The 13,826-nt window shown below is 71.2% G+C and carries 12 protein-coding genes; 7 read left to right on the top strand and 5 right to left on the bottom strand.

Features of this window, described 5'->3' with window-relative positions; all coding sequences use genetic code 11:
* Positions 1–44 precede the first annotated feature (44 nt).
* Positions 45–959, bottom strand: coding sequence for an SMP-30/gluconolactonase/LRE family protein (locus tag ACRWNM_RS14760; RefSeq protein ID WP_431967675.1), 915 nt, complete (start codon positions 957–959; stop codon positions 45–47).
* Positions 960–1,061: 102 nt separating this feature from the next.
* Between ACRWNM_RS14760 and ACRWNM_RS14755 the strand changes: the two genes are divergently transcribed.
* The 5 genes from ACRWNM_RS14755 to ACRWNM_RS14735 all read left to right on the top strand — a co-directional run bounded on the left by ACRWNM_RS14755 (position 1,062) and on the right by ACRWNM_RS14735 (position 5,091).
* Positions 1,062–1,784 (top strand): alpha/beta hydrolase, encoded by a 723-nt coding sequence (locus ACRWNM_RS14755; RefSeq protein ID WP_431967673.1) that lies wholly within the window; start codon positions 1,062–1,064, stop codon positions 1,782–1,784.
* Positions 1,785–1,941: 157 nt separating this feature from the next.
* A complete protein-coding gene (locus tag ACRWNM_RS14750) occupies positions 1,942–2,322 on the top strand; it encodes a hypothetical protein (RefSeq protein WP_431967671.1) in 381 nt (126 codons plus the stop codon).
* Positions 2,315–3,598 (top strand): PPE domain-containing protein, encoded by a 1,284-nt coding sequence (locus tag ACRWNM_RS14745; protein ID WP_431967669.1) that lies wholly within the window; start codon positions 2,315–2,317, stop codon positions 3,596–3,598. The genes ACRWNM_RS14750 and ACRWNM_RS14745 overlap by 8 nt, the downstream gene beginning before the upstream one ends.
* Entirely contained in the window at positions 3,595–4,536 is a 942-nt protein-coding gene (locus ACRWNM_RS14740) for an ESX secretion-associated protein EspG (protein ID WP_431967667.1), read from the top strand. Before ACRWNM_RS14745 ends, ACRWNM_RS14740 begins: the two co-directional genes overlap by 4 nt.
* A gap of 27 nt (positions 4,537–4,563) precedes the next feature.
* On the top strand, positions 4,564–5,091 hold the full coding sequence (locus ACRWNM_RS14735) for a gamma carbonic anhydrase family protein (protein ID WP_431967665.1): 528 nt from the start codon (positions 4,564–4,566) through the stop codon (positions 5,089–5,091).
* Here the strand turns inward: ACRWNM_RS14735 and ACRWNM_RS14730 are convergent, their stop codons facing one another.
* Both ACRWNM_RS14730 and ACRWNM_RS14725 read right to left on the bottom strand, forming a co-directional pair.
* The gene (locus tag ACRWNM_RS14730; protein WP_431967663.1) at positions 5,092–5,715 is read right to left on the bottom strand and encodes a phosphoribosyltransferase; all 624 of its coding nucleotides are present in this window, start codon (positions 5,713–5,715) and stop codon (positions 5,092–5,094) included.
* Positions 5,716–5,726: 11 nt separating this feature from the next.
* Complete coding sequence (locus ACRWNM_RS14725; RefSeq protein WP_431967661.1) at positions 5,727–6,581, bottom strand: carbon-nitrogen hydrolase family protein; 855 nt, start codon at positions 6,579–6,581, stop codon at positions 5,727–5,729.
* Positions 6,582–6,643: 62 nt separating this feature from the next.
* Here ACRWNM_RS14725 and ACRWNM_RS14720 point away from each other — a divergent pair, with 62 nt between their 5' ends.
* Entirely contained in the window at positions 6,644–8,452 is a 1,809-nt protein-coding gene (locus tag ACRWNM_RS14720; RefSeq protein ID WP_431967659.1) for a DEAD/DEAH box helicase, read from the top strand.
* Between the two features lie 116 nt (positions 8,453–8,568).
* Positions 8,569–11,901: an AAA domain-containing protein gene (locus tag ACRWNM_RS14715; RefSeq protein WP_431967657.1), complete on the top strand. Its 3,333-nt coding sequence runs from the start codon at positions 8,569–8,571 to the stop codon at positions 11,899–11,901.
* 8 nt (positions 11,902–11,909) lie between these two features.
* Here the strand turns inward: ACRWNM_RS14715 and ACRWNM_RS14710 are convergent, their stop codons facing one another.
* Together ACRWNM_RS14710 and ACRWNM_RS14705 are read right to left on the bottom strand one after the other, a co-directional pair.
* Positions 11,910–13,088 (bottom strand): amino acid deaminase/aldolase, encoded by a 1,179-nt coding sequence (locus tag ACRWNM_RS14710; protein ID WP_431967655.1) that lies wholly within the window; start codon positions 13,086–13,088, stop codon positions 11,910–11,912.
* Between the two features lie 48 nt (positions 13,089–13,136).
* Positions 13,137–13,598, bottom strand: coding sequence for a TetR family transcriptional regulator (locus tag ACRWNM_RS14705; protein ID WP_431967653.1), 462 nt, complete (start codon positions 13,596–13,598; stop codon positions 13,137–13,139).
* Positions 13,599–13,826 lie beyond the last annotated feature (228 nt).

Below are 13,826 nucleotides of genomic sequence, written 5' to 3'. Positions count from 1 at the left end.
GGCGTCGATATCGACGGAAGCGCACCCGGCCCCGCGGCCGACGGTCAGGGGGCGAGCTGGATGCGGAGGATCGCGCCGCGTTCGGTGCCCGCGAGCAATTCGCCGGGCCGGTCGGGCACGGCGACGGCGGATGTCATCGGCTCGCTCGCCAGGACGCGACAGGACTGGCCGTTCGGGTCGATTCGGACGAGCTGGCCGGACAGCGTCGTCACGTAGACCACGCCCGCCTCGTCCACGAGCAGGTCGTCGGCGAAGTCCGGGATGCCGGGCAGCGCGGACGACAGGTCGGTGAGGACGGTGCGGCGTTCCGGCTCGGTGACCGGGAAGCGCAGCACTCGTCCCAACGGGCCGCCGTTGGAGGTCAGGTAGACCGTGCCGTCGTGAATCGCGATGCCGTTGGCGTTCAGCTTCGCGCGCTCGGTCCAGCCCGTATCGACGACGCCGTCGCGGCCGATGCGGATCACCCCGGTCGCCGACGCGACGTAGAGGGCGCCGTCGGCGTCGAAGGCCGCGCCGTTGGGCATGGTGAACCCGGAGGCGAAGATCTCGGGGCGCGGGTCGGCGGCGGCCGGGTCGAACCGGACCACGCCGCCGGGGCGCACCACGCTGGTGGGCGCGTCGCCGTAGACCGCGTACATGAGCCCGTCCGGTCCGAGCCGGACCGCACCGGGGAATTCCACCGGCACCCTCGCGGTCAGTTGTCCGGCGCCGTCGTAGCGCTGCACCTCGTTGCGATACAGCCGGGACACCCACAGGTTGCCCTGCCGGTCGTAGCCGAGGTTCTCCGACCAGTCCAGCACCGGAACGACGGCGGGCACCGCGGTCGTCGCCGTCGCGGACGCACAGCCGGGGCCCGGTTCGGCGGTCGCGCTCGGCGCGGCGAATCCAGCGCAGGCGAGGGCGAGGGCGAGCACGGGTACGCTGCGGCGCACGGCCGCGGGCAGCTCGACGATGGACACCTGGAACCTCCTGATCGGTACCCCGAACGCGCGCATTTTAACCGTCATTTCGCCGGAGTGGTGAAGTCCCCTGAGGGGCAGAAGTTTTGGCACTATCAGTGCATGCTCTTCTTCGACGGCACACGCGGCAGACTGCACTATCGGCGCTGGCCGGTCGACCAACACGCGGCCGTGGCGGTGCTACTGCCCGGTATCGGACAGCACACCGGCCACTACCACCGGTTCGCCCGCATCCTGCGCTCGGTCGATATCGAGCTGTGGGGGCTGGATACCGCGGGGCACGGCCTCAGCGAGGGCGATCCCGAACACCCGGGCACCCTCGGCGAGCTGGTCGCGGACGCGACCAGGCTGGTGGATCTGGCGCGCACCGAACTGCCGGCATCGCCGCTGCTGCTGATGGGGCACTCGCTCGGCGCGGTCACCGCGCTCGGCATGCTGGGCGCCGCGATCCCGGACGCGAGCACGGCCACGGACCTGAACGCCGTGGAAGCGAACGTCCCGATCGTCCCGAGCCTCGTCCCCGGAACACTGACCGGTCTGGTGCTCTCGGCCGTGCCGCGCCGCGCCCTCGGCAGCGGCCTGCCCGGCGCTCCAGGCACCCCGCTCCCTGCCGACCTTCCCGTGCTCGCCGTGCACGGCGTGGAGGACCGTCGCGCCCCGGTCGACGCGATGCGGGTCTGGACTGAACGCCACGAATGGGTAGATTTACGCGAGTACGCCGACTCCGGGCACGATCTGCTGCACGAGCCGGTGCACGCGCGGGTCGGCGCAGACATCGCGGACTGGATGCAGGGCGTCGTCGTGGGGTTGGCACGACACGCGTGAACCGAATACGGCTGCGGAACGCGGCACGATGAGGAGACAGGGGGACGGCGGGGTGCAACCACAAGACGGCGCGGCGCAGCCAGAGGACGGCGCGGCGCAAGCACCAGACGGCACAGCGCAAGCACAAGACGGCACAGCGCAAGCACAAGACAGCACAGTGCAACCACAGGTCACGGCACTGAACCAAGCGGTCGACGAGGGCAGGCTCTGGATCGACGGCGTGCTGGTCGCCGAGGGTGCGCACGAGCGCTGCGCCCGGCGCTACGAACAGCTCGCCGACGAGGTCGAGGGGCAGATCCAGGTGCTGAGCGCGGCCGTCTCGCTCCCCGGTTTCGGCGGCTTCGCCTCGGGTGACGCGCTGCGGCTCGGTTTCGAGAACAAGGCCGAGGGCGCGATCGCGCGGCTGCGCGACTACGCCGACTCGGCGCGGGCGCTCGCCCAGACCTTCCGCGCCGCGGCGACGGCATACACCGAGGCCGACACCGAACTCGCGGCCGCGGTCGGCCGGGTGGACGCGACGGGAGCGGCGCATGCGTGAGATTCCGTATCAGACCGAACGCGCACCGCACACCCGCGTCGATCCGGCCTACGCGCCGAGCGTCGAGGTCTTCGACAACCTCACCCACCAGGAGATCCACGGCAAGGTGCAGCTCCTCGACCCGGCGGCGATCGACGCGGGCAGGCAGGCCTGGCAGAGTTCGGCGACCGGACTCACCGACTCGGTCGCGCAGGCGCACAACGAGATTCGCTCGACCATCGCCGACGGCTGGCGCGGCGGCGCCGCGCAGACCGCCGCCGACGCGGTGCGCGATTTCGAACAGCGTGGGCAGCAGATCGCCGATGTGATGGCGACGGTGGCGCAGCGGCTCGGACAGGCCGGTGACGCCGCCGAGACACTGCGGTCCGCGGTCGGTTCGCCGTCCGGCGCCGAGCCGGATCTGGCGGCCGCGCTGCTCGATCCGAACCAAGCGACCGGAAACATCGTCGCGCAGAAGGCCACCGAGCACGATCGGCAGGACGTCGTGCAGGCCATGGACAGCATCTACACCAACGCTTTCCTACAGAGCGGTTCCGGCGTCCCGGCTTTCCCGGACGACACGCCGGTCATCCCGGCGGGCATCACCCCGAGCGCCGCCGGACTGGTGACCGCGCCCGCCCTCCCGGCAGACGCCGCGCAAAGCCCTGGCGCCCAACCTGTTTCGGCCCTGACCGCGCTACCCGCGACCACGGTCGAAACGGCGCAGGAGACGAAACCCCAACCGGACGGACCACCGGCCACCGACACGACCCCGGCGACGGTGACCTCCGCCGCCGGACCGCTCGCGACGCCACCTGCCGCCGACACCGTGCCTGCGGCTGCGAAGACGGTTCCCGTCGCGGCCGACTCCCCCGCCGCCACCGCGCCGTCCGCTCCGGATCGCACACCGCGCCCTGGTGTTTCCGCACCGGTGGGAGCGGCCTCCACCGCGCTGCCCGGCGCGACCTTCCCCGGCAGCAGCGCGAGCTCCACCGACGACCAACGCAAACGCGAGGAACGGCGCAAAGACGCCAACAGCGAAGCCGTCACCGGCATGGGCGCGGGCGCCGTCGGCGGGCTGATGGGCGGCGCGATCGCCGCGGCCGACACCACTCGGCACGGTTCCAGCGTCGCGTCCAAGGCCGCGGCCGCCCGCGCCGAGGACGAGGACGACGAGCTGCACTGGATCGATGACGACCTGACCTTCCTCGAACCCGCGGACGAGACGGGCGAACTGATCGGCGAACTCGATCCGACCACGCCACCGGTCGTCGGCGAATGGACCGAGCTGGAGTGAACTGGACGCTGACTCCGGACCAGTTCGCCATGGCCTGGGAGCGCACCGACGGTGACCGCATTCCGTATCCGCTGGCCGTCCGGCTCTCGGCGCGCGACTCGATGGAGCGGGCGGCGCAGCTGCCCGCCCTGCACCAGTGGTGCGAGCGGACGCTGGACGCCGACCTGGAGGCGGCGCTGCGGCTGCTCGCCCGGCCGACCGTGCGAGTGGAGGTGTTCGGCGAGCACCGCCCGACCAACCGCGCCGCCGTGCTCGACGACGAACAACTCACGGACGCCGCGGAATTCGCCATCGGCGCGTCCGCGGGGCCGTCGACGGCCGCGACCCACTCCGTGACGGCGGGGAACGGCGTCTCCGGCGCGGGACGCGATGGCGTCGCGTCCCGCGCCAGGTTCGACATCGTCTCAGAAGCCCCTGCCAACGGCGCCGCGAAGCCCGTGCGCGTCCTCGGCATCGCCTCGGGCAACATCGCGGTCGTCGCCGCGCAACGGCCCGGCCCGGCACCGGACCGCGGCGGCGACATCAGGTTGTTCGTCGGTAGCCCGAAAAGCCTGCCCGCTCGGGTGATCTCGATGCTTCCCGAGAATCCGCCCGGCAACACGGCCCGGCTCAGCTCGCCGCTGTCGCGGGTCAGGGAGGACAGCCGCGATCTGGTGACCGTTCCGGTGTCGGGTCCGTCCGCGCCCGCGCGGATCCGCCGCCTGCTCGCCCGTCCGCGCGACGGCATCGGCCAGATCGTGGTGTCGGTGCGCCGGGCCGAGGGGCTGACGCCGTTCGGGGTGCTGTGCTGGATCGACGTCGCCGAGGACGGCCGCTACGCCGTCCGCACCGGCGCGGACGTGCACGTCGCGCCGGTGACCGCGGAAACCTTTGCCGCGCATCTGCGCCCGATGCTCACCGCCGCCGAGAAGACCACCGCGCGGTCCGAACGCTGGTAGCGATCCGGCGCTGGTAGACCTGTAGCCGTGCCACTCTACGAATTCGAAGGCAAGCGACCGCAGATCGATCCGACGGCGTTCGTCGCGCCGAACGCGACCTTGATCGGTGACGTGCGGGTCGAGGCGGGCGCCTCGATCTGGTACGGCGCGGTGCTGCGCGCCGATCTCGCGCCGATCACCATCCGGGAACGCGCGAACATCCAGGACAACGCCGTGCTGCACGTGCCGCCGGACGTGCCGATGGAGATCGGTCCCGGCGCGACCATCGCGCACAGCGTGGTGTTCCACGGCGCGTCCGTCGGCGCGGAGGCGATCGTCGGCAACGGAACCACCGTGCTCGACCTCGTCAAGATCGGCGCGGGCAGCATGGTCGCCGCGCATTCGCTGGTGCTGCCCGGCACCCAGATCCCCGACGGCGTGCTCGCCGCGGGTTCCCCCGCCGAAGTGAAGCGCCCGATCGAGGGCACGCAGGCGCAGCTGTGGGTGCAGCTCAATCCCGGCGTCTACGCGGAACTCGCGCAGCGGCACCGCAAGGGCATCACCGAAGTCGGCTGATCAGATCAGCAGGTCGGTGACCTCGTGGTCGGCGAGTTGGTGGAAGTCGCGGTAGGCGACGCCGACGCCGCCGAGGCTGCGCGGCACCAGCGGACACACCACCTCGTCGGCTTCGGTCTCCACCCGGCGGATCGCCTCGCCGGACGACACCGGCACACCGACCACGATGCGCGTCGGCTGGTGCAGGCGCGCGACCCGGCAGGCGACCATCATGGTGGCCCCCGTGGCCATCCCGTCGTCGACGATCACCACCGTGCGCCCGGCGATCGGCACGGGTTCCGCGCCGCCGCGGAGCACCTTCCTGCGCCGCTCCAGCTCCGCGCGCTCGGCCTCTTCGATCGCCGCGAGCCTGCGCTGGGTGACGCCGGTGTGGACGAGCACGTCCGTGTTCAGCACCCGCACCCCGTCCTCGCCGATGGCGCCCATCGCCAGCTCCGGTTGCCACGGAACGCCGAGCTTGCGCACCAGCAGAATGTCCAGGTCACCCCCGATGATCTCGCGCACCGTCGCGGCGACCGGGACCCCGCCGCGGGGCAGCCCGAGCACCAGCGGCTTCGACGCGCGCAGATGCTCCAGCTCGGCGCCAAGCGCCCGGCCGGCGGCGATCCGATCGGCGTAGACCATCGATTCGAACGCTACTCCGGTGCGCGCTCGGTGATCGCGAATCGGCGCAAGGCCAGGCTCGGGTTGGTGGTGCGCACGGTGGCCAGGTGCGCGAGGTCGACGCTGGCGGTGAGCACGCCGGGTTCGTCGCCGAGTTCGGCGAGCACGCTGCCGGTGGGGTCGACGATCATCGACGCGCCCGCGCCGCGCGGCGCGCACTGGTCGGCGGCCAGCACGTACGTGGTGTTCTCGATCGCCCTCGCCCGCAACAGCGTGGTCCACTGGTCGACCTTGGCTGGGCCGGGAATCCACTGCGCGGGCAGCACCAGCACCTGCGCGCCCGCGGCGGCGATGCGCCGGAAACCCTCGGGGAAGCGCAGATCGAAACAGGTCTGCACGCCGAAGCGCACCCCGTCGACGGCGAAGATCGGCGGCGCCTCGATCACGCCGGGCTCGACCACGTCGGATTCCAGGTGGCCGAACGCATCGTAGAGGTGCACCTTCCGGTACCGCGTGAGGAGTTCGCCGTCGGGCCCGAACACCAGCAGGGTATTGCGAATCCGGTCCGCTCCTGGAGCCACCTGCTCGACCATGCCCGCCACGAGGTACACCCCGAACTCCCTGGCGATCGCACCGAGTCCGGTGGCGAACGGGCCGGTCAGCGGCTCGGCCACGGCCACGACGCGCTCGTCGAGCCGGGTCACGGCAAACATCGAGTATTCGGGCGCGACCACCACCCGGGCGCCACGGCCCGCGGCGGTCCCGACGTGCTCGCGCAGCGCCGCGAGATTGCCCGCCGGATCCTTTCCCGGCGCGAACTGAACGACCGCGACCTCCACCGGAGAGACGGGCTGGTCCTGATGTTCGGGCGCGTCATTCAGTTGCATAGGTCTCACCGTATTGGCCCGGTGACCGGGAGGGCCACCGCCAGGCAGTAAACTCCTGGTCAATGAACATCAATGAGGTCGACAGCGTTCCTGGCGACAACGACAGGGACCCGGCTGGGAGCGAATCGGCTTCCCCGGCTGCCGGCCCGTCCTTCGCCGACTTGGGTATCGATGACCGCATCCTGCGGGCCATCGCCGATGTCGGTTACGAATCTCCCTCGCCGATCCAGTCGGCGACCATTCCGCCGCTGCTCGAAGGCGCCGACGTGGTCGGTCTGGCGCAGACCGGCACCGGCAAAACCGCCGCATTCGCGATCCCGATCCTGATGGGCCTGCAGGCCGTCGGCAAGGAGCCGCGCGCGCTGGTGCTCGCGCCGACCCGCGAGCTGGCCATTCAGGTCGCCGAGGCGTTCGGCCGCTACGCCGCGCACATGCCCGGCCTGCACGTGCTGCCGATCTACGGCGGGCAGAGCTACGGCGTCCAGCTGTCCGGCCTGCGCCGCGGCGCGCACGTCGTGGTGGGCACGCCCGGCCGGGTCATCGACCACCTGGAGAAGGGCACGCTCGACCTGTCCCAGCTGCAGTACCTGGTGCTGGACGAGGCCGACGAGATGCTCAAGATGGGCTTCCAGGAGGACGTCGAGCGGATTCTCGCCGAGACGCCGTCCGACAAGCAGGTCGCGCTGTTCTCGGCCACCATGCCCTCGGCGATCCGCAAGATCTCCAAGCAGTACCTGCACGACCCGGTCGAGATCACGGTCAAGGCCAAGACCCAGACCAACACCAACATCACCCAGCGCTGGGTGCAGGTCTCGCACCAGCGCAAGCTGGACGCGCTGACCAGGGTCCTCGAGGTCGAGTCCTTCGAGGCGATGATCATCTTCGTGCGCACCAAGCAGGGCACCGAAGAGCTCGCCGAGAAGCTGCGCGCCCGCGGCTTCTCCGCCGCGGCGATCAACGGCGACATCGCCCAGAACCAGCGCGAGCGCACCATCGGTCAACTCAAGTCCGGCACGCTGGACATCCTGGTCGCCACCGACGTCGCCGCGCGCGGCCTGGACGTGGACCGCATCTCGCACGTGGTCAACTACGACATCCCGCACGACACCGAGTCCTACGTGCACCGCATCGGCCGGACCGGCCGGGCCGGGCGCAGCGGGCAGGCGCTGCTGTTCGTTGCGCCGAGGGAGCGGCATCTGCTCAAGGCGATCGAGCGCGCCACCCGCCACCCGCTCGAGGAGATGCAGCTGCCCAGCGTCGAGGACGTGAACGCGCAGCGCGTCGCCAAGTTCGGCGACGCCATCACCGAGAACCTGTCCTCGGCGAATCTGCCGCTGTTCCGCAAGCTGATCGAGGACTACGAGCGCGAGCACGACATCCCGCTCGTCGACATCGCCGCGGCGCTCGTGGTCGGCTCCCACGACGGCGACAACTTCTTCATGGAGCCCGAACCCGAGCCGGAACGCCGCGAGCGGATGCCGCGGGAACGGCCCGCCCGCCGGTTCGACGAGGACCGCCCCGCGGCCTCGCACCACCGTGGCACCGGCACGGAGCTGGCCACCTACCGGATCAGCGTCGGCAAGCGGCACCGCGTGGCGCCCGGCGCGATCGTGGGCGCCATCGCCAACGAGGGTGGTTTGCGACGCAGCGACTTCGGGCATATCAGCATTCGGCCGGACCACAGTCTGGTCGAGCTACCCGCGCAGCTGCCCCCCGAGACGCTGGAAGCCCTGCGGCGCACCAGGATCAGCGGCCAGCTCATCCAACTGCAACTGGACCAGGGCCCGCCCTCGCACCGCTCCTTCAGCCGGGGTCCGCGCCGCGATCGCGATGCGGCCAAGCGCCCGGAGCGCCGTAAGCCACGCTCCTGAGCCGGGCGGGGTAACCCGAGGTCACGCGGGCTAGCTAAGGTGTTGCCGACCGGCGCGCACGCCAGCGCGCCTGGTGCGGGTGTCCCGGCGAAGACACAGGAGGGGCGCGTTTGTTCGTGTTCGGTGATCGTGTCGTATGCACCGCCGCTGATCTCGTGCGCGCGGCGCGCTGTGAATTCGCGTTGCTCCGCGCCCTCGACACCGAACTGGGGTCGCTCCCGGACGACGAGCCCGGCCTCGCGCGGTTCGCGGCCGAGCCGCGCCGCGTCGACGACTCCCGCGAGCGCAGGCTCGCCGATTTCCGCGACCGCTACGGCGGCGGCATGGTCGAAATCCGCCAGCCGCCACAGAATCCGGACGACCCGGAAGGATGCGTAGCCGCGCTGCGGGACGCGCACGAGCAGACGAAGGCCGCGCTGCGCGAGGGCGTGCCGGTGCTGCACAATGCCATCTTCTTCGACGGCGGATTCGCCTGCCGCTGCGACTATCTGGTCCGGGCGGGGCACCGGGTGCGCTACACCGTGCACGGCGCCGCGGCGACGCCGTGGGATCGGGTGGGCGCGGCGCTCGAATCGGCCGCCTGCGCCGAGGCTTTGGACAGGGGCGGCGCGCTGGCCGCGCCCCTGGTCCGGCTGCACCTCGGTGCGGAGAGCGCCGACTATCCGCTCGCCGATCTGGTTCCGGTGTATCGAGCCCGGCGGCGGCGCGTCGAGCGGATCCTGGAGGAGAAGCTGGGGGAACTGCTCCCTGTGCAGTGGGGCGATCCGCGCTACCTGGCCTGCGGCCGCTGCCCGACCTGCACCGCCGAGCTGACGGCCGCCCGCGATCTGCTCCTGGTGGCGGGCATGTCCTCCTCCACGCGTGCCAGGCTGCGCGAGGCCGGGGTGAGCACCATCGACCGGCTCGGCGGACTCGACAGCGCGGTGCCCGGACTGCCGCCACGCGCCGTGACCACGCTGCGCAGGCAGGCCGAAATCCAACGGCGGCGCGAGGATTCCGGTCGCCCGGCCCACACGCTGATCGACGCGCCCGCGCTGCGTGGCCTGCCGCCCGTCTCGCCGGGCGATCTCGCGCTGACCCTCGATACCGACCGCGGACGACTCGCGGCGATCGAGGTTGCCGCGGCGGGCGCCGTGCACCTGTCCTTGCGCACGCCGGACGACGAGGACGAGGACGTAGCGTGGCGGGACACACTGACCAAGGTGCTCGATCTGCTCGCGCACCGGCGGCGGACGTTTCCGGACATGCGCGTCTACCACTACACCTCCGAGGTGCGCTCGGCGCTGCTGCGCTGGACCGGGGCGTCGGGCGTCGGTGAGGAGATCGCCGACGAGTTGTTGCGCGACGGCGTGCTCGTCGACCTGTACCCGATCGTGCGCAACGCGCTGCTGGTCGGCGAGGATTCCTACCGCCTGGATCGGCTGCGGCGCCTGCTGCCGGAGATGCCCGGCGAGCCGGAACCCGCGTGCGTCACCGTGCTGCGATTGCGCGACTGGCTGCTGGAGCTCGCGGCCGAGCAGCCCGCCGATCCCCGGGCGATCGCGTTGCCGCGCGACGACTCGTGGCGCCTCGGGCCCGAAGGGGATCGGCCCCAGCTCGCGCCCGTCTCCGGTCCGTCCTCGGTGGAGGCCGCGCTCGCGGAATACGCGGCGGCACAGCGCGATCCGGACCACCCTGCGGCGCTCATGGCCGCGGCGCTCGGCTATCACCGGCGCGAGCGGCAGCCGCTGTGGTACGCGCACGCGGACCGCCTCAGCCTTCCCGTGCACGAATGGCCCGACGCGTCCGGCGTGCTGATCGCCGACTGGGGCACCGTGGACACGAAGTGGCATCACAGCCCGAATCGCCCGTCCATGCGCAGGTATCTGACGTTGACCGGCCGGATCGGCACCGGCTCCGACGGCGGCGGCGCTGCCGCGTTGACGCCGGGCGCCACCGTCTGCACCTACTACGACCACCCGGTCGCGGCGGGCAGGGCCGTCGGCGGCCGGCGCGCCACCGCGACCGCGACGGTGCTCGGCTGCGCGGTGGACGCCGACTTCGACGACACCGTCCGCCTGGAGGAGCTCCTGCCGGAGGGCTGCGAACCCTACGACGACCTACCCGCCGCCATCGCGCCCGGACTGCCCGACTGGGACGAGAACGCCGAGGCCGCCATGGAATCGGCCGCGCAGCGACTGCTGGTGACGCTGCCGGAGATTCCCGCCTGCGCCTTGTTCGACATCATGGCCCGGCGCGCGCCGCGGCTGCGCGGTGACGCACCGCTGCCGGAGGTGCACGGCGACCACGCCGCCGCCATCACCGCCGCCACCCGTGCCCTGGACGAGTCGTACCTGGTGGTGCAGAGCCCGTCGGGGACCGGGAAGAACTCCACCGTCGCGCGGGTCCTGGAGCGGCTGATCATCAAGGACAGGTGGCGTATCGGGGTTGTGGCGCAGGCACATTCGACAGTCGAGAGCCTGCTCGACGCGATCGTCGCGGTCGGCGTGCTGCCGGAGCTGGTCGCGAAGAAGGACGCCGCGGCGGTGGCTCCGGAGTGGGCGGTGATCGACGGTGCTCGCTATCCGCGGTTCCTGGACAACGCCGTGAACGGGTGTGTGATCGGCGGGCTGCCCGCCGATTTCGCCGACGATTCGATGGTCCCCGCCGACAGCCTGGACCTGCTGGTGATCGCCGACGCGGGCCGGTTCCCGCTGGCCGAGACGGCGACCGTGGCGGGCAGCGCGCGAAATCTGTTGCTGCTCGGCGACCCACAGCCCACTGCCGCGCGCAGCACCCATCCTGGACCCGTGGGCGAATCGACGCTGGGCTGGCTGCTCGCAGGCCGCAACACCGTCGGATCCGAGCGCGGATACTTCCTGGACCGCACCTGGCGGATGCATCCTCGCGTGTGCGATCCGATCTCCCGGCTGTTCTACGACGGCAGGCTGCGCTCGAACGAAACCGTCACGCTGGCAAGGCAACTCGACGGCGTCGAGCCGGGCATCGGCACCGTGCTCGTCGACCACTACGGCGACGCCACCGAATCCGCCGCCGAGGCGCGCGAGGTGGTGCGCCAGGTCCGCGCCCTGCTCGGCCTGTCCTGGACCACCGGCGCGTCCACCCGGCGGCTGCATCCGCACGACATCTTCGTCGTCGCGCCGTACGGCGCTCAGGTCGGCCGGATCCGAACCATGCTGGCGCGCGCCAAGATCGAGGACGTGCTGGTGGGCACCGTCGACCGCTTCCGCGGCAGGGAGGCCGCCGTGGTGCTGCTGTCGATGACCACGTCGAGCCCGGCCGACGCGCCGCACGGCATGTCGTTCCTGTTGTCGCGCGACCTGGTGCGCGCCGCGGTGTCGCGGGCGATGTGGCGGGCGGTGATCATCCGGTCGCCCCTGCTCACCGAATACCTGCCCGCCGCGCCCGAGGATCTGCCCGACCTGGCCCGTTTCCTCGACCTCGGCTGAGGACGCGCTCAGCCGAAGTTCTTGCCTTCGCCGCGATAGCTGGGGACGGTGGTGCGGCTGCCGTCCGATTCGACGAGATGGACCTGATCGAATCGCTCGCACAGTTCGCCCGCCTTGGCGTGGCGGAACCACACCCGGTCGCCGATGCGCAGTTCGGCGGCGGCCGAGAGCGGAGTCTGCACCTCGCCGGCGCCCTCCGTGCCGATGAGCCGTAAGCCGCTGGGCCACACGGGTTTCGGTACCCGGGAGGCGCCGGTCGGGCCGGAGGCGATGTAGCCGCCCGCGAACACCGTCGCGATGGAGGGCGTCGGCTTGCGCAGCACGGGGGTGGCGAAGAACAACGCGGGCCGCGGGGTGAAGGCGCGGTAGTGATCGAACAGTGTCGGCACGTAGAGACCCGAGCCCGCCGTCACCTCGGTGACATCCGGATCGGCGATGCTGACCTCGATCGAACCGCTGCCGCCGCTGTTGACGATCTCCAGCTTGCCCACCACCGAGCGCACCGCGTCCAGCACCCGCGCCCTGCGCTTGGCGATCTCGGCGGCCGAGGCCCGCTTGACCAGCCGCACCGCGGCATTGCTGTCGGGCAGTCCGGCGATCTGCGCCTCGTAGGTCATCACGCCGACCACGTCGAAGCCGCGATCGAGCGCGGCGCGGGCCAGGGCGGCGGCTTGGTCGGGGGTGCGGATCGGCGAGCGGCGCACGCCGAGGTGCAGCGGACCGATGCGCAGCGACGCGTCCACGTCGAGGCAGACACGGGGCCGGACCAGGTCGGTGCCCACGGCGGCGCGGATCAGGTCGAGCTGGGCGACGTCATCGATCATCAGGGTGATCGCGCCGAGCAGGATGTCGTCGGAGGCGAGTTCGGCCAGCGCCGCGCGATCGACGGTCGGGTAGCCGAGCAGGATGTCGCGGGCGCCGAGACCGGCCAGCCAGAGCGCCTCGCGCAAGGAGTAGGACATGATGCCCGCGAAGCCGTCGGCCGCGGTCAGCTCGCCGCCGAGCAGGGCTTCCAGGACGGCGCGGCAGCGCACGGATTTGCTGGCGACACGGATCGGTACGCCGCTCGCGCGACGCACCAAGTCGGCCGCATTGGCGCGCAACGCCGTCAGATCGAGCGCCGCCAGTGGCGGGTCGAGGTCGGCGGTGGCGGCGTGCAGTCCGGCGATCGGCGAGGTCTCGCTCACCCGGACAACTCAACCACCAAACTGGTCATACGTCCAGTATTGTCCGAGTCAGACTTCGGCCGCCCGGGTCGCCAGACCGGTCACCAAGTCGTCCAGAACTATCAGCGTGGTCTCGTCGTTACTATCGGCCAGCCAGCGCAGCACGGTCCCCTGCAGGACCGAGACCGTGTAGGCGGCGATGTCGTCCACCGGCTCCAGCCACTGCGCACCGGAGCGATCGGCACAGAGCTGAAGGAAGTTGGCGACCTCGGTGTCCATTTCCCGGAACATCTCGGTGGCGGCGGGGTCGGGCGACGATGACCCGGACCGCAGCTCCCAGCGCTCGCGCAGCGTGCGCAAAGTCGCCTCATAGGCGCGGATGTGCTTGGTCGGCGCGGCCTTGACCAGCGGCCAGTACGCGGTGACCCCGGCATGCAGCAGCACCCGCAGTGCCCGTACTCCGGTGATATCGAGCGAGGCGGCCGCCTTCTCCACGGCCTCGCAGATCGTCGGCCGCAACCGACTCTCCACTGTTTCTCCACGTGCGCTCAACGACGACTCCCTCGGCGAAAGAACTCGCGCACCTCCGATGGCGCGACTCGCTGAACTTTGGCGAGCGACCAGAAATCCCCAGGCTGCCCGGTCCAACGTTCATCAATGGTAGAGGGTTTTCGGGGTTTGAGAACGGGTTCAGCGGGTATTCCAGACTGGAAGAATGTTTTGTTACCCAAACGGAATCACTCTGCAACGCTGCAGTGT

It is taken from the genome of Nocardia sp. bgisy134, from assembly GCF_965341865.1.
In the GTDB taxonomy this organism is placed as follows: Bacteria; Actinomycetota; Actinomycetes; order Mycobacteriales; family Mycobacteriaceae; genus Nocardia.
Note: the sequence above shows the minus strand (reverse complement) of the source record. Positions and strands in the feature narration are given on the sequence as shown.

What these genes read in the sequence shown, in the direction of transcription:
- ACRWNM_RS14725 (WP_431967661.1), bottom strand. Translation starts at nt 6,581, where the DNA reads ATGCAACTGAATGACGCGCCCGAACATCAGGACCAGCCCGTCTCTCCG.
- ACRWNM_RS14745 (WP_431967669.1), top strand. Translation starts at nt 2,315, where the DNA reads ATGCGTGAGATTCCGTATCAGACCGAACGCGCACCGCACACCCGCGTC.
- ACRWNM_RS14730 (WP_431967663.1), bottom strand. Translation starts at nt 5,715, where the DNA reads ATGGTCTACGCCGATCGGATCGCCGCCGGCCGGGCGCTTGGCGCCGAG.
- ACRWNM_RS14755 (WP_431967673.1), top strand. Translation starts at nt 1,062, where the DNA reads ATGCTCTTCTTCGACGGCACACGCGGCAGACTGCACTATCGGCGCTGG.
- ACRWNM_RS14720 (WP_431967659.1), top strand. Translation starts at nt 6,644, where the DNA reads ATGAACATCAATGAGGTCGACAGCGTTCCTGGCGACAACGACAGGGAC.